Below are 14,153 nucleotides of genomic sequence, written 5' to 3'. Positions count from 1 at the left end.
AGGCTCCGCCTGCCCCCCCCCCCGGGGGCGCCCCCCCCCCCCCCCCGCCGGGCCCCCCCGCCCCCCGGGGCCCCGCCGGCCCGCCCCCCCGCCGCCGGCCCGCTCAGGCGGGGAGGGCGACCGCGGACGGTCCGGGCGTGGGGGAGGCGGCCCCGAAGTGCTCCCGCAGCGTGCGGGTCTCGTACTCGTGCCGGTAGAGGCCCCGCGCGCGCAGCAGCGGCACCACCTCGTCGACGATGACCTCCAGCCCGTCGATGAGGCGGTCGGGCTGGAGGTTGAAGCCGTCGATCGCGCCGGAGCGGAACCAGTCCTCGATGTGGTCGGCGAGCTGCTCGGGCGTCCCGACGAAGCCCGCGTGGCCCGACCCGGTGTACCGGGTCTGCCGCAGGTACTCGCGGACCGTCGGGTTCGTCCGGCGGATCTGCTCGACGATCGACTCGCGGAACCCCAGGCTGCCGGTGAAGGTCTGCGGGTCGGCGGGCGCCGCGAGGACCTCCTCGGGGAACGGCTCGTCCAGCGGCAGGGTGGACGCGTCGAACCCGATCGCCTGGGACAGCCACTGCGCCGAGTAGGACGCCGGCCCGAGGTCGTGCAGCTCGTCGCTGCGGCGCCGGGCCTCCTCCTCGGTGCTGCCGAGGCTGAGCAGCAGCCCCGGCAGGATCCTGACGTCGTCGGGGCGCCGGCCGAACGCGACGGCGTTCCGCTTGACCTGGCGGTAGTGCTCGATCGCGCCCTCCTTGGTCAGCTCGGCGGCGAAGACGCCCTCGGCGAACCGGCCGGCGAGCCGGCGGCCCTTCGGGGAGCCGCCGGCCTGCAGCAGCACGGGGCGGCCCTGCGGCGACGGCGGCACCCGCAGGCGTCCGGCCAGGTCGAGGAAGCGGCCGTGGTGGTCGACCGGCTCCCCGGTGCGCGCGGACTCCCACAGCGCGAGCACGGCCTCGACGAACTCCTCGGCGCGGTCGTAGCGGTCGTCGCGTCCGGGCACGTCGGGCAGGCCGAAGTTGCGGGCGGCCGCGGCGCCGCGGGTCGTCACGATGTTCCAGCCGGCGCGCCCGCCGGAGAGCAGGTCGAGGGACAGCAGCCGCTCGGCCAGCTCGAACGGGTCGTTGAAGGTGGTGGACGCGGTGACGACCAGGCCGACGCGGCGTGTGGCGGCCGCGACGTGCGCCCAGGTGACCGTGGGCTCCAGCCGGCCCGCGTTGGCGTCGTGGGAGGGGTCGCCGAGCGCGGGGCCGTCGGCGAGGAACACGGCGTCGAGCGTCCCGCGTTCGGCGAGGCGCCCGATCGTGCGCCAGTACTCGGGATCGACGAAGGCGTCCGGCCCCAGCCGGGGCGACTGCCACGCGGCGGGCAGGTAGCCGAGGACCAGGACGTTGACGCCGAGCAGGACATGGCCGGTGCGGGGTCGGGACATGGACGCTCTCCTCGATGCCATAAACTCAACTAACTCTACCGACAATATAGGAAATTAGGAGTTCTCATGCCGGATCTCGAGGGCGCACGGCCGCGTCTCGCGCTGGCGCTGACCGGCGATCAGGCGCTCGCCGTGCAGGCGGAGGACGCGCTCGCCTCGCTGCTCGACCGCGCGCCGCTGGCCTTCACCGTCGTCGGCGCCGACCGCGTCGCGCCCGCCGAGGCCGGCGCCGACCGCACCGTGGACCCGAGCATGCTCGCGACCGTCCTCGCTGCCCGCACCACCACCGCCGCGTTCCTCTTCGCGTCGTCGCCGGTGCGGGACCACCCGTACAACCTCGCGCGGCGGGTCGCCTCCCTCGGCCACCTGACGCGCGGCCGGGCCGGGCTCGTCCTGGGCGTCGCCGATCCGCTCGCCGCCGCCGGCCGGGCCCGCGGCGAGGGCCCCGAGCTCACCCGGCGCGCCGGTGCCGAGGAGGCGCACGACCTGGCGTCGGCGACGCGCGAACTCGAGCAGACCTGGCCGTACGACGCCATCGTCGCCGACCGCGAGCAGCGGATCTTCGCCCGCGGCGACCGGATCCGCCGCGCCGACCACCAGGGCGTCTACTCGGTCGCGGGCCCGCTGACGCTCCCCGCGCCCCGCGACGGCGCGTCCGTCGTCGGCTGGTGGGCGAACCGGGCGGACGAACTCGAGGCCGCCGCCGACGTGGCGGACATCGTGATCGTCCCGCAGGGGCTCGTGTCCGGCGCGCGGTCCGCGGTCGACGCGGCGTCCGGCCGGTACTTCGCCGATCCGGGCCGCCATCCCCTGCTGTTCACGGTGGTCGACGTCCCGCCGGGCACGACGGTCGCCGCCCTGCGCGCCTCGATCGCCGCCGCGTCCGAGGCGGACGGCATCGTGCTGCGTCCCACCGGCTCCGACCCGAGCGAGGCCATCGAACTCGCCGGCCGGCTGCACGCCGGCGAGCGTCTCCCCGCGGGCCCGCTGCGCGCCCGGCTGGGACTGCCGGAGGCCGCGGACCTGCTGCCCGACGGCCCCGGCGTGTTCCCGGCCCCCGTCCCCCAGCCCTAGATGAGCGGGTAGCGCGGCGGGTTCGTCCCGTTCAGGGTGTGGTTGCCGATGTGGACGTACTTCCAGCGGGCGGGGTCGTGCAGCGAGTGGGTGCGGACGTTGCGCCAATGGCGGTCCAGGCCGTGGCTCGCGTCGGCGGCGCTGGTCCCGGCGAGTTCCAGGACGTCGGAGGCGATCTGGACGGCGACCTCCTGCGCGTACGCCTTGGCCTCGGCGACCGCCAGCGACGCGGCGGCGGTGTTCTCGTCCGTCAGCGCGGGGGCGGCCAGGGCAGCGTCGACGGCGCGGCCGCCGCGCTCGAACAGCGCCTCCAGCGCGTGCAGCAGCGTGGTGAGCCGGCCGAAGCGCAGGACGGCGTGCGGCTCGTCCGACACCCGCTCCACGCCGGACTCGAACCAGGGGCGCGAGCGGTCCCGGACGAAGGCGGCGCCCTCCTCCAGCGCCGCGCGGGCGATGCCGACGTCGATGGCCAGGTGCAGGAGCTGGTCGTAGGCGCCGAGGATCAGCGGCGGCGGGTCGGCGGGCACCGGCCCGAGGTGCAGGACCCGCTCGGCCGGGACGTGGACGCCGGTGAACACGATCGATCCGCTGGCCGTCGCCCGCTGCCCGAACGCCGTCCAGTCGTCGGCGAACTCCACGCCCTCGGCGTCGCCCGGCACGAACGCGGTGACCGGAAGGTTCTGGTCGCCCTCCAGGGAGGCGGCCACGCCGATCCACTGCGCGCCGAGCGCGCCGGTGGTGTAGTACTTGCGGCCGTCGAGCCGGTACCCGCCCGCCGGGTCGGGCGTCACCGCGGTCAGCCGGTCGAAGACGTGCTTGGTGCCGCGCTCGGCGGTCGCGTTGCCGATCCGCGCGCCCGCGGTGATCCGCCCGTAGAAGAACTCCTTCTGCGCCTCGGTGCCGGCCTGCCCGAGCAGGGCGGTCAGCACGAAGTGCGCGAGCACCAGCTGCGCCACCGACGGGTCGGCCGCGGCGATGATCCGGAACACCTCGGCGACGGTGCTCGCGGCGACCCCGCCGCCGCCGTGCTCGCGCGGGACCGAGACGGCCAGCAGCCCGGTGGCGGCGAGCTCGTCCAGCTCGGCGGCCGGGTGCCGGGCCTCGCGGTCCCGCTCGATCGCTCCGGGCGCGATCCGGGCGGCATAGGCGCGCGCCGCCTCGACCGCCGCGGCGTCGGAGAGCGCCGGAGGCGCTGTCGTGGTCGGACTCGTCATCGTCATCCTTTCCTATTAACTAGGTCGGTTATACATGGAATTAGCCGAGGCGGCCATCGCCCGCACCCTCCGGGAGGGGTGCCGTCGGGGGAGGGGGCGGGGTGTCCATGCCGGGCCGTGGCGATTTCCTACTTTAACGGTAGGTATTGACGGTAACAGCGAGCCGTGCCTACTGTTCCCCGCAGAGGTTCGGGCCGCCCGGCGGAGGACGGCTCCCGACCGCGAACCGGAGGGTGCCGCATGAGTGAACCCCGCCTGCCGACGGCCATCGAACTCGACGGCGACGGCGCCCATCCGGCCGCATGGCGCTACTCCGGGCGACCACCCGGCGCGGTCCTCACCGCGGGAGCGCTGCGCGACGGCGTGGCCGCCGCCGAGGCCGCCGGCTTCACGCTGGCCACGTTCGACGACGCGCCCGTCCCGCCGCACGCGAGCGTCAACGCCGCCGGGCGGCTGGAGGCCGGCACCCGGGCGGCGTTCGCCGCGACGATCACCGAGCGGATCGGCCTCGCGCCGGCCCTGCACGTGACGACCACCGAGCCGTTCCATCTCGCCACCCAGCTCGCGAGCCTCGACCACGCCGGCCGCGGCCGGGCGGCGTGGCTGGTCGGCGCCGCGAACGACCTGCAGTCGCTCGCGACGATCGGCGCGGCCCCGCTCGCCCCGGAGGAACTGCGGCGGGAGGTGCGCGACGTCGTCGACGCCGCCCGGCTCCTCTGGGACTCCTGGGAGGACGGCGCCGTCATCAAGGACGCCGCCACCGGCCGGTTCCTGGACGCCGACCGGGTCCACCACATCGACTTCGCAGGGGCCCGGTTCACGGTCAAGGGCCCGCTGATCACGCCCCGGCCGCCGCAGGGCCAGGTCGTCGTCCTCGCCCCGGCCGCCCTCGGCCTCGGCGCCCGCGCCGACATCGCCCTCGTCGGCGGGCACGACACCGCCGCCCTCGCTGAACGCGCGGCGGAGGCGCGGGAGGCCGGCGCCCCGCTGGCGTTCGCCGAGATCGAGGTCGTCCTGGGCGGGACCGACGCCTCCGCCGCCGCACGCGCCGCCCGGCTGGAGGAGTCCGCCGCCTGGCCGGACACCGGCCGGTTCCGGTACGTGGGGTCCGCCGGCGGGTTCGCCCGCCTGCTGCGGTCCCTCGCCGGGACCGTCGACGGGGTGCGGCTGCATCCGGCCGTCCTCGCCGCCGACCTGCCCCTGCTCGCCGAGCACGTGCTGCCCGCCCTCGCGGCGGCCGGCCTGCACCGCCCGCCCGCGACGGGCGCGACGCTGCGGGACGCCCTCGGACTGCCCCGCCCCGCGAACAGGTTCACCGCCGCCTCCTGAGGGGAACTCGACCATGACCGAAGCCGCCACGGGCGCCCCCTACGATCCGCACGCCCGGGTCCACCTCGGCGTCTTCTACACCGGCGTCGGCCCGCAACTCGTGTGGAACGATCCGGCCGCCGCCGACCATGTCGCGATCGAGACGTTCGTCGAGGTCGCCCGCCTGCTGGAGCGCGGGCTGTTCGACGCGTTCTTCCTCGGGGAGGGGCTGCGGGTCCGGGAGAACCGGGGCCGCGTCCACGACCAGGACGTGGCCGGCCGTCCCGACGCGATCACGCAGCTGTCCGCCCTCGCCGCGGTCACCGAGCGGATCGGGCTGGTCGCCACCCAGAACGCCACCTACAACTTCCCGGCCGACCTGGCCCGCCGGCTCGCCAGCCTGGACCTGCTGTCCGACGGCCGCGCCGGCTGGAACATCGTCACCACCGACAACGCGTGGACCGGCGCGAACTTCCGCCACGGCGGCTGGCTGGAGCATGAGCGCCGCTACGACAGGGCCGGCCAGTTCGTCGACGCCGTCACCGCGCTGTGGAACGCCTGGGAGCCGGACGCCGTCGCCGCCACCGGGGAGGCGAAGAGCTGGGCCCGGCCCGGCTCCATCGGCGAGGTCGCCCGCAGCACCGACCTGGTCGACCTCCGCGCCGTCGCCACGGTCCCCGCGAGCCGGCAGGGCCGGCCGGTCCTCTTCCAGGCAGGCGACTCCACCGGCGGCCGGGAGCTCGCCGCGTCCCGCGCCGACGTGGTGTTCTCGGCGAACACCCCGTACGACAAGGCCGTCGCCTACGCGGCGGACCTGCGCGCGCGGCTCGCCAGGTACGGGCGCTCGGCCGACTCGCTGCGGATCCTTCCCGGCGCCTCCGTCGTCCTCGGCGACACACCCGACGAGGCCCGCGAGCGCGCCCGCTGGGTGCGCGAGGAGCAGATGTCCGCACCGCGCGCGATCACGTTCTTCGAGCAGTACTGGGGGACGGACCTGTCCGGGTACGACCCGCACGGGCCGCTTCCCGACATCGACCCCGTCGAGGGCGAGCTCGACCCGTCGCGCGGCACCATCCCCATCGAGCGGCGCACCGGCAAGCACGCGCTGATCGCCCGGTGGCGCGAGCAGAGCGAGCAGCGCGGCCTGTCGATGCTGGAGCTGGCGCGGGAGGTCGCGCCCGGACACCCCGCCTTCGTCGGCACACCGTCCCAGGTCGCCGACGAGTGGGTCCGCTACGTCCGCACCCGTGCCGTCGACGGGTTCAACATCACGCCGTACCTGATCCCCTCCGCGCTGGAGGACATCGTCGACAAGCTCGTCCCCGAACTGCAGGAGCGCGGCGCGTACCGCACCGCCTACGAGGGCGAGACACTGCGCGAGCACCTGGACCTGCCCCCGCTGAACCCGTAGGAAGGGGCCCGGATGGTCAGGGGACCCAGCGGCGGGCCGTGAACCGCGTCCCGTCGCGGCCGATCTCGACGGCGCCGGGCCCGCAGAAATGGGCCGGCACGACCAGCGCGGCGGTGTCCGCGGCCCGTTCGAGGACGCGGCGGCGGGTCCGGGCGGCGGCGGACGGGTCGTGGCAGAAACAGCTGGAGGCGTCCGGCGCCAGAAGCTGGACGGGCGTGTGGAGCAGGTCGCCGACGAACAGCGCGCGCTCGCCCTCGGACTCCACGGCGAGCACCCCGTGCCCGGGCGTGTGCCCGGGGGCGAGGTCGAGCCGCAGGTTCTCGTCGATGAGGAAGCGGTCCTCCCAGACGACCGCCTGCCCCGACCGCAGCACCGGCTCCACCGACCGGGCATGGACGGCGGCGCTGCGCCCGGGCTCCTCCACCAGCGTGTCCGGGGCGAAGAAGGCGAGGTCGGCGGCGGACAAGAGGTACCGGGCCCGGGGGAAGAACGGGACGTGTTCGCCATCGTCCTCGCGGGTGTTCCAGCCGACGTGGTCGGCGTGCAGATGGGTGCACACCACGAGGTCGACGTCGCCCGGCGCCACGCCCGCGGCGGCGAGCGCCGCCGGCAGGTCGCCGCCGGCCGGCACGCCCTCCTGGCGGGGGTCGGGGGCCAGACCGGTGTCGATGAGGATCGTGCGCCCGGCACTGCGCAGCAGCCAGCTGTGCACGGAGACGCGGACGCGGCCGGAGCCGGGGTCCCAGTGGTCGGGAGCGAGCCAGGAGCGGTTCGCCTCCCAGAGATCCGGGCCGGTGCCGGGGAGCAGCTCGGCGGGGGTCAGGGGCAGATTCTCGAAATGCGGGATCCGGGTCACCGAGACCGCGCCGATGTCGAACGTGCGCATACGCTGATCTTCGTGACGCCCAGGCGGGACCGGAAGAAGGAACTTTCATGTCCACTGACGTGCCGTCCGCTCGCCCGGTGACGTCCGGAGCGGTGGAGCGCGGGGTCGTCGTCACCGCCGCCGAGTACGGCGCGTGCCCGGTGACGGGCGTCCTGCGGCGCGTCGGCGACAAGTGGAGCCCGGCGGTCATCCGGCTGCTCGCCGACCGGCCGCACGGCTTCAACGAGCTGGACCGCGCCATCGAGGGGATCAGCCGCCGCGTGCTCACCCGCACCCTGCGGACGCTGGAGGAAGAGGGGCTCGTGAGCCGCACTCCGGCTCCCGGCAGGGCGGGCCGCGTGGAGTACGCCCTGACCGAGGTCGGAGCGTCGCTGCGCGAGCAGCTCGCCGCCCTGGGCCGGTGGGCCGCCGAGCACGCAGCCGAGCTGCCCCGGATGGCATATATTCCTACTGATTAACTTGGAAAAGCCTCGATCCTCTGGGGGATGTCCGATGCGGATGGCGGATGACCTGGGCTACGAGGTTCGCGCCACCGGGTGGGACGATCCCGACGCCGCGAAACTGCGGGACGCGATGCAGGCGGAGATGGAGAGCCGGTACGCCGACCGGGTCGCGGAGATCCTCGCCGCGGCGGCGGACCCGGAGCGGAAGGTGGACGGCACGCTCGGCGTCGAGGCCGAGCAGGTGGTGTACGTCGGCGTCGCCTACGCCGGCGGGACCGCGATCGGCCACGTCGCGTTGCGGCGCTACGGCGACGGCGTCGAACTGAAGCGGATGTACGTCGCGCCCGCGCATCGCGGTTCGGGGGCCGCCACCGCGCTGCTGACGGCGGCGGAGAGGGCCGCCCGGTCCCTCGGAGCGTCCCGCGTCGTCCTGCAGACGGGGGACCGGCAGCCGGACGCCGTCCGGCTGTACGAGCGCGAGGGCTACACCCGCATTCCGGTCTTTCCGCCGTACGAGTGGCTGACTTTCTCGATCTGCATGGAGAAAACCCTCTGACGGTGCCGCCCCGCGACCGGCGACGGACGGCCGGATTGCGGCACCCCGGCGAATTCACCGGTCGCGTTTCATCCGGACGATAAGGGGGGCCTACAGGGGACGCGGGCGCGCGGTCCATCGCTTTGATGGGGGCGAGGAGCGTGCTTCGTGGCGCCGCCTGGAGGCGATGATGGGTGACTCCCAGGACCTGATCCTGGAACTGGTCCGCGAATACCACCGTGAGAGGGAACGGAGCCGGCGTTTCGTCCCGGGCGAGACGCTCGTGATGCCCTCGGGCGCCGACCTGAACGAGGACGACCGCGTCGCGCTGGTCGAGGCCGCGCTCACCATGCGCATCGCCGCGGGGCCGAGCGCGCTCGCGCTGGAGCGGGAGCTGGGACGGACCCTGCGGCGCCGCAAGGTCCACCTGACCAACTCGGGGTCCTCGGCCAACCTGCTGGCGCTGACCGCGCTGACGCAGCCGGAGATCGGCGCCGACCGGCTGAAGCCGGGCGACGAGATCGTCACGGTCGCGGCGGGGTTCCCGACGACGGTCAACCCGATCCTGCAGAACCAGATGGTGCCGGTCTTCGTCGACGTCGAGCTCGGCACCTACAACACCACGGCCGAGCGGGTCGCCGAGGCGATCGGCCCCCGGACCCGCGGCATCATGATCGCGCACGCGCTCGGCAACCCCTTCCCGGCGGCCGAGGTGGCCGAGCTGGCCGCCGAGCACGGCCTCTTCTTCGTCGAGGACAACTGCGACGGCGTCGACGCGAAGTACCAGGGGCGGCCGACCGGGACGTTCGGCGACTTCAGCACCGTCAGCTTCTACCCCGCCCATCACCTGACCATGGGCGAGGGAGGCTGCGTCACCACCGACCGGCCGAGGCTCGCGCGGATCGTGGAGTCGCTGCGCGACTGGGGCCGGGACTGCTGGTGCGAGCCGGGGGCCTGCGACACCTGCGGCAAGCGCTACACCCAGCAGTTCGGGGACCTGCCGTACGGCTACGACCACAAGTACACGTTCTCGCACGTGGGCTACAACCTGAAGACGACGGACCTGCAGGCGGCGCTGGGGCTCTCGCAGCTCAAGCGGCTGCCGGAGTTCGGCGCCGCCCGGCGCCGCAACTGGCGGCGGCTCCGCGAGGGCCTGGACGGCCTGCCCGGCCTGCTGCTGCCCGAGCCCACGCCCGGCGGCGATCCGAGCTGGTTCGGCTTCGTCATCACCGTCGCCGCCGACGCGCCGTTCGACCGGGACGAGATCGTCGCCCACCTGGAGGACCGGCGGATCGGCACCCGGATGCTGTTCGCCGGCAACCTCACCCGGCAGCCCGCCTACCAGGGCAGGGAGTACCGGGTGTCGGGGAGCCTCGCCAACAGCGACGTCATCACCGCGCGCACCTTCTGGATCGGGGTCTTCCCCGGCCTCACCGACGAGATGATCGACTACGTGATCGGCACGATCAGGGACTTCGTCACGAGCCGGCGGTAGCCCGCGGCACGCCGCGCGTCACGCCCGCGGCTCGGTCGGGACCCGGGCCGCGGGCTCGGCGTGCTCGTCCTGCTCGGCGTGCTCGTCCTGCCGGGCGGCCTCGCCGCCGTCGTAGGCGGCGCGCGCGGCGGCGATCTTCGCGTGGTTGTTCTCGGCCCAGGCCGAGAGGGCGCGGGTGGAGGCGAAGAGCTCCTCGGCGAGGGCCGTGGCGGTGTACTCGACCTGCGGGGGCACGGTGGGGTGGACGGTGCGGGTGATGAGCCCGTCGCGTTCCAGCGTGCGCAGCGTGAGGGTCAGCATGCGGCGGCTGATGCCGGGGATCGACCGGTGCAGTTCGGCGAACCGGATGGGCCCGTCGCTCGCCGCCGCGATGATCGCGATTCCCCACTTGCTGCCGACCCGGTCGAGGGCGTCGCGGAAGGCGGCGCACGTGTCGGGCTCGACGTCGTCGGGCAGCCGAGATCCTGCTGTCATCGGTTCCCTTCCCCGGTGCGGACGCCTCAGCGTCGCACGCGCCCGTCCGTGCGGGCAACCGATGCCCGCCCGGCAGGGGCGGGTCAGGGGGGCGGATCGGGGAGTGCGGTGCGCAGGACCGGTGCCACCTCGGTCGCGAGCAGTTCGAGGGAGGTCCGGTGGTCGTGCTCCGACAGGCCGTCGGGGTCGACGCTGACCACGATGAGCGAGTGGCCGAACACCTCGTGCTGGCGGTGCACCTTGTCGATGATCTGCTCGGGGCTGCCGACGAGCGCCGGCGAGCGCGCGACGAACTCCTCCACGGTGGGGAACGCCGGGCGGGCGCCGATGCCGCGCTGCATCGCGACCAGGCGCTCGTAGGCCGGACGGTACGCGGCGATCGCCGCCTGCGAGGTCTTCGCCACGAGGAACCCCGGCGTGCCCGCGCCGGTGAAGAGCCGGTCGGCGGGACGGCCGCGCCGCGCCCATTCGGCGCGGTAGTGCTCGACCAGGGGACGGGCGCTCTCGCTGGACAGGCCCGCGTTGGAGAACACCACGGGGTCGCCGTACTCGGCGGCGAGGGCCACCGACTCCGCCGACGACGAACTCCCGTGCCAGATCCTGGGCCGCCCGCGCAGCGGCCGGGGGAGGGTGCGCACGCCGTCCAGGCGCGGCCGCCGCCCCGCCGGCCAGGAGACCTCGTCCCTGGTCCACAGCTCGTGCAGGAGCCGGAAGTTGTCCGCGAGGGCGGGGCGCTGCTCGTCGGGCGCCAGGCCGAACATCGCGCCGCCCGGCCCGGCGCCCTTTCCGACGATCAGCTCCAGCCGCCCATCGGACAGCTGGTCCAGGGTCGCGTAGTCCTCGGCGACCCGCACGGGGTCGAGCATCGACAGCAGGGTCACCCCGGTGAACAGCCGGATCCTGCTGGTCAGCGCCGCCACGTGGGCGAGGACGACCGGCGGCGCGCTGGAGAGGAACGGCCAGTGGTGGCGTTCGCCCACCCCGAAGCCGTCGAAGCCGAGCTCCTCCATGTACCGGGCGGTGGCGACCGTGCGGCCGAAGCTCGCGCGCGTCGCGGCGGGCTCGTCCGCGCCCGCGGAATCCAGGAAACGGATGGGAGCCACCCCGAAGAACTTCACGATCGGTACCGCCGTATTCCCATTCGTGCGCGCCCGCGATTCCGTTGAAGGCGGATCGCCTTTCTCCAGTCGCCAAACGTAGGCGGTGGGCGACGGCGCCGGAAGAAGGAACATTGCTGTTACCACCCCGTTCCGTGCTTTCCTGTGCCCGCAGGCGATCGAAAATGGTCCGAAAGGGGGTGAGGTGTGTCCGCGCCGACCGATCTGCGGCTGGAGCACCGGCCCGCGGCGCTGGGGCTGACCGAGCGGGCGCCCCGGCTGAGCTGGCGGCTGCCGCCCGGGACCCGGACGCAGCGGGCCTACCGGATCCGCGGCCGGGCGGGCGACCGGCCGTGGGACACCGGGTGGGTCGCGTCGGACCGCAGCCTGTTCGTCCCCTACGGCGGCCCGCCGCTCGCGTCGCGGGAGCCCGTGCGATGCGCGGTGCGGGTCCGCACCGACGCCGGCACCAGCGCCTGGTCGGAGCCCGCCGCCTGGGAGATGGGCCTGCTCGATTCGGACGACTGGGCCGCCGCGTGGGTCGGGCCCGCGGAGGACGAGGTGCCGCCGGCGGGCTTCCGGCCCGGCTACCTGCTGCGCGGCGAGTTCACGGTCGACCGCTCGGTGGTCCGGGCACGGGTGTACGCCACGGCGCGCGGCCTGTACGAGCTGTTCCTCAACGGCGAACGGGTCGGGGACGCCGAACTCGCCCCCGGCTTCACCGCCTACCGCGACCACCTGCATGTCCAGGCGTACGACGTGACCGCCGCGGTCCGCGCCGGCGCCAACGTGCTCGGCGCGGTCCTCAGCGACGGCTGGTTCCGCGGCCGGACCTCCTACCACCGCCTCCCCGACGGGTTCGGCGACCGCACCGCGCTGCTGGTCCAGCTGCACGCCGACCACGAGGACGGGACGTCGACGGTGGCGGGGACGGGCCCGCGCTGGCGGTCGGCGGTCGGGGCCGTCAAGGCGGCCGACTTCTTCGACGGCGTCGCCGCCGACCTCCGCGACGAGCCGGCCGGGTGGAGCGCCCCCGGGCCGGTCGAGGACGGCTGGGCGCCGGTCGCCGTGCGCGAGCGCCCGGCGGCCCGGCTGGTCTCCTCGCCCGCTCCGCCGGTGCGGCGGCTCCAGGAACTCCGCCCGGTCGCCATCACCCGGCCGGAGCGGGGCCGGCACATCATCGACTTCGGCCAGAACCTCGGCGGATGGGTGCGGCTCACCGACCTCGGACCGCGCGGCACGGTGCTGTCGCTGACGCACGCCGAGGCGCTCACACCCGACGGCACCGACGTCAACACCGCCAGCGGGCAGGCCACCCTGCACTGGTACACGCCGGCGCGCGGGATCCAGACCGACCGGGTGGTCTCGGCCGGTCCGGACGGCCCGGCCTTCGAGCCGCGGCACACCCGGCACGGCTTCCGCTACCTGCGCGTGGACGGGCATCCCGGCCCGATCACCGCCGGCGGCGCGACGGCGGTCGCGGTGAGCTCCGACCTGCCCCGCACGGGCTGGTTCCGGTGCAGCGACGACCGGCTCGACCGGCTCCACGAGATCGCCTACTGGACCTACCGCAACCAGGCGTGCGACGTCCCGACGGCCGAGATCACCCGCGAGCTCGCCGGATGGACCGACTTCGGGTGGAACATCCGGGGCGCCCGGCTGCTGAACGACGTGTCCGGGCTGAGCGCCAAGTGGCTGGCGGACCTCGCCGCCGACCAGTGGCCGGACGGGACGGTGCGCAACTACGCGCCCGACCCCCTCGGCCCGCGCAGCCTGACGGCGCGGTTCGCCATCCCGCACGGCCAGGCGGGCTTCGGCGACGCGGCCGTGGTGGTGCCCTGGGAGACGTGGCGGGCCTACGGCGACGACGGCCTGCTGGAGCGGCAGTACCCGTCGATGACCGCGTGGGTCGACCGCGTGGCCCGGATCGCGCGGGACCGCAGGCATCCCGACCGGCGCGCGGCGCGGCCCGTCCCGGCACCGCACGAGGAGTTCCTCTGGGACACCGGCTACCACTTCGGGGAGCACCTCGAACCCGCGCCGCCGCAGCGCCCGGTGTCGCCGCGGCGGCCGGCGTCGCTCGGCGGGCGGCGCACCACCTGGGCCACCGACCTGGACTCCTTCACCGCCGCCGTGGTCGAGGAGATGGAGTCCCGCGACCACGCGGCGTTCGCCACCGCCTACTTCCACCGGTCGGCCCGGCTGCTGTCCAGGATCGCGGGCGTCCTCGGCCGGACCGGGGACGCCGAGCGGTACGGGCGCCTCGCCGATGACGTGCGCGCCGCGTGGCAGGCCGAGTTCATCACCGCCGACGGGCGGCTGGCCTGCGACACCCAGGCGACGCACCTGCGCGCGCTCGCCTACGGCCTGGTGCCCGAGGCGCTGCGGGCGCGGACCGCGGACCGGCTGGCGGAGCTGATCCGCGCCGCCGGCACGCGGCCCGGCACGGGGCTGCCGACGACGCATCTGCTGCTGCCCGTCCTCGCCGACAACGGCCACCTCGACCTCGCCTACGAACTCCTGCTGCGCTCCGGGCCGCGGTCCTGGATGTCGGTGATCGACAACGGCGGCACCACGTTCTGGGAGACCTGGGACGGCATCGCCCCGAACGGCGCCACGATGCTGGCGCTGAACATGCCGACGCGGGCGAGCGTCGTCGAGTTCCTGCACGGCCACGTCGCCGGCGTGCGGCTCGACCCCGAGCTGCCCGCCCACCCCGCGGTGCGGGGGCAGGGCGCCCCCCCGGGCGGGGGGCCCGCGGGCCCGGGGGGGGAGGAACAGACCCCCGCGCGCGGGGTCGCC

Annotated in this window: 12 protein-coding genes; 7 read left to right on the top strand and 5 right to left on the bottom strand. The window is 74.9% G+C overall.

Annotation, left to right across the window (positions count from 1 at the left end):
• Positions 1–103: 103 nt before the first annotated feature.
• Positions 104–1,414, bottom strand: a complete 1,311-nt coding sequence (locus ABZ914_RS32065) for an LLM class flavin-dependent oxidoreductase (RefSeq protein WP_500197801.1) — start codon at positions 1,412–1,414, stop codon at positions 104–106.
• Between the two features lie 66 nt (positions 1,415–1,480).
• Here ABZ914_RS32065 and ABZ914_RS32060 point away from each other — a divergent pair, with 66 nt between their 5' ends.
• Entirely contained in the window at positions 1,481–2,488 is a 1,008-nt protein-coding gene (locus ABZ914_RS32060; RefSeq protein ID WP_500197799.1) for an LLM class flavin-dependent oxidoreductase, read from the top strand.
• Here ABZ914_RS32060 and ABZ914_RS32055 read toward each other — a convergent pair.
• Complete coding sequence (locus ABZ914_RS32055) at positions 2,485–3,702, bottom strand: SfnB family sulfur acquisition oxidoreductase (protein ID WP_500197798.1); 1,218 nt, start codon at positions 3,700–3,702, stop codon at positions 2,485–2,487. The two genes, ABZ914_RS32060 and ABZ914_RS32055, sit on opposite strands and share 4 nt — an antisense overlap.
• A gap of 240 nt (positions 3,703–3,942) precedes the next feature.
• Here ABZ914_RS32055 and ABZ914_RS32050 point away from each other — a divergent pair, with 240 nt between their 5' ends.
• Both ABZ914_RS32050 and ABZ914_RS32045 read left to right on the top strand, forming a co-directional pair.
• Entirely contained in the window at positions 3,943–5,031 is a 1,089-nt protein-coding gene (locus ABZ914_RS32050) for an LLM class flavin-dependent oxidoreductase (protein WP_500197796.1), read from the top strand.
• Positions 5,032–5,044: 13 nt separating this feature from the next.
• Positions 5,045–6,421, top strand: coding sequence for an NtaA/DmoA family FMN-dependent monooxygenase (locus ABZ914_RS32045; RefSeq protein WP_500197795.1), 1,377 nt, complete (start codon positions 5,045–5,047; stop codon positions 6,419–6,421).
• A gap of 16 nt (positions 6,422–6,437) precedes the next feature.
• Here the strand turns inward: ABZ914_RS32045 and ABZ914_RS32040 are convergent, their stop codons facing one another.
• Entirely contained in the window at positions 6,438–7,307 is an 870-nt protein-coding gene (locus tag ABZ914_RS32040; RefSeq protein ID WP_500197794.1) for an MBL fold metallo-hydrolase, read from the bottom strand.
• A 47-nt stretch (positions 7,308–7,354) separates the two neighbouring features.
• On the opposite strand from ABZ914_RS32040, the gene ABZ914_RS32035 reads away from it, so the two are divergent.
• The 3 genes from ABZ914_RS32035 (at position 7,355) to rfbH (ending at position 9,780) form a co-directional block, all read left to right on the top strand.
• Positions 7,355–7,765: a winged helix-turn-helix transcriptional regulator gene (locus ABZ914_RS32035; protein ID WP_190853210.1), complete on the top strand. Its 411-nt coding sequence runs from the start codon at positions 7,355–7,357 to the stop codon at positions 7,763–7,765.
• Between the two features lie 34 nt (positions 7,766–7,799).
• Positions 7,800–8,306, top strand: a complete 507-nt coding sequence (locus ABZ914_RS32030; protein ID WP_500197792.1) for a GNAT family N-acetyltransferase — start codon at positions 7,800–7,802, stop codon at positions 8,304–8,306.
• A gap of 169 nt (positions 8,307–8,475) precedes the next feature.
• Entirely contained in the window at positions 8,476–9,780 is a 1,305-nt protein-coding gene (gene rfbH / locus ABZ914_RS32025) for a lipopolysaccharide biosynthesis protein RfbH (RefSeq protein ID WP_500197790.1), read from the top strand.
• An 18-nt stretch (positions 9,781–9,798) separates the two neighbouring features.
• Here the strand turns inward: rfbH and ABZ914_RS32020 are convergent, their stop codons facing one another.
• Positions 9,799–10,254: a winged helix-turn-helix transcriptional regulator gene (locus ABZ914_RS32020; protein WP_500197788.1), complete on the bottom strand. Its 456-nt coding sequence runs from the start codon at positions 10,252–10,254 to the stop codon at positions 9,799–9,801.
• An 83-nt stretch (positions 10,255–10,337) separates the two neighbouring features.
• Entirely contained in the window at positions 10,338–11,357 is a 1,020-nt protein-coding gene (locus tag ABZ914_RS32015; RefSeq protein WP_500197787.1) for an LLM class flavin-dependent oxidoreductase, read from the bottom strand.
• A 201-nt stretch (positions 11,358–11,558) separates the two neighbouring features.
• On the opposite strand from ABZ914_RS32015, the gene ABZ914_RS32010 reads away from it, so the two are divergent.
• Positions 11,559–14,153: family 78 glycoside hydrolase catalytic domain (locus tag ABZ914_RS32010; RefSeq protein ID WP_500197785.1), on the top strand; the 2,595-nt coding region annotated here is incomplete at its 3' end.

Origin of the sequence: Spirillospora sp. NPDC046719 (genome assembly GCF_040645715.1) — a bacterium.
In the GTDB taxonomy this organism is placed as follows: domain Bacteria; phylum Actinomycetota; class Actinomycetes; order Streptosporangiales; family Streptosporangiaceae; genus Spirillospora.
The sequence above is the reverse complement of the archived record's forward strand: the minus strand, read 5'-3'. Positions and strand labels throughout refer to the sequence as shown.

Excerpts from the sequence above, each read along its gene's own strand:
- ABZ914_RS32060 (WP_500197799.1), top strand. The coding sequence starts at position 1,481 with ATGCCGGATCTCGAGGGCGCACGGCCGCGTCTCGCGCTGGCGCTGACC.
- ABZ914_RS32040 (WP_500197794.1), bottom strand. The coding sequence starts at position 7,307 with ATGCGCACGTTCGACATCGGCGCGGTCTCGGTGACCCGGATCCCGCAT.
- ABZ914_RS32050 (WP_500197796.1), top strand. The coding sequence starts at position 3,943 with ATGAGTGAACCCCGCCTGCCGACGGCCATCGAACTCGACGGCGACGGC.
- ABZ914_RS32065 (WP_500197801.1), bottom strand. The coding sequence starts at position 1,414 with ATGTCCCGACCCCGCACCGGCCATGTCCTGCTCGGCGTCAACGTCCTG.
- ABZ914_RS32045 (WP_500197795.1), top strand. The coding sequence starts at position 5,045 with ATGACCGAAGCCGCCACGGGCGCCCCCTACGATCCGCACGCCCGGGTC.
- rfbH (WP_500197790.1), top strand. The coding sequence starts at position 8,476 with ATGGGTGACTCCCAGGACCTGATCCTGGAACTGGTCCGCGAATACCAC.
- ABZ914_RS32035 (WP_190853210.1), top strand. The coding sequence starts at position 7,355 with ATGTCCACTGACGTGCCGTCCGCTCGCCCGGTGACGTCCGGAGCGGTG.
- ABZ914_RS32020 (WP_500197788.1), bottom strand. The coding sequence starts at position 10,254 with ATGACAGCAGGATCTCGGCTGCCCGACGACGTCGAGCCCGACACGTGC.
- ABZ914_RS32055 (WP_500197798.1), bottom strand. The coding sequence starts at position 3,702 with ATGACGAGTCCGACCACGACAGCGCCTCCGGCGCTCTCCGACGCCGCG.
- ABZ914_RS32030 (WP_500197792.1), top strand. The coding sequence starts at position 7,800 with ATGCGGATGGCGGATGACCTGGGCTACGAGGTTCGCGCCACCGGGTGG.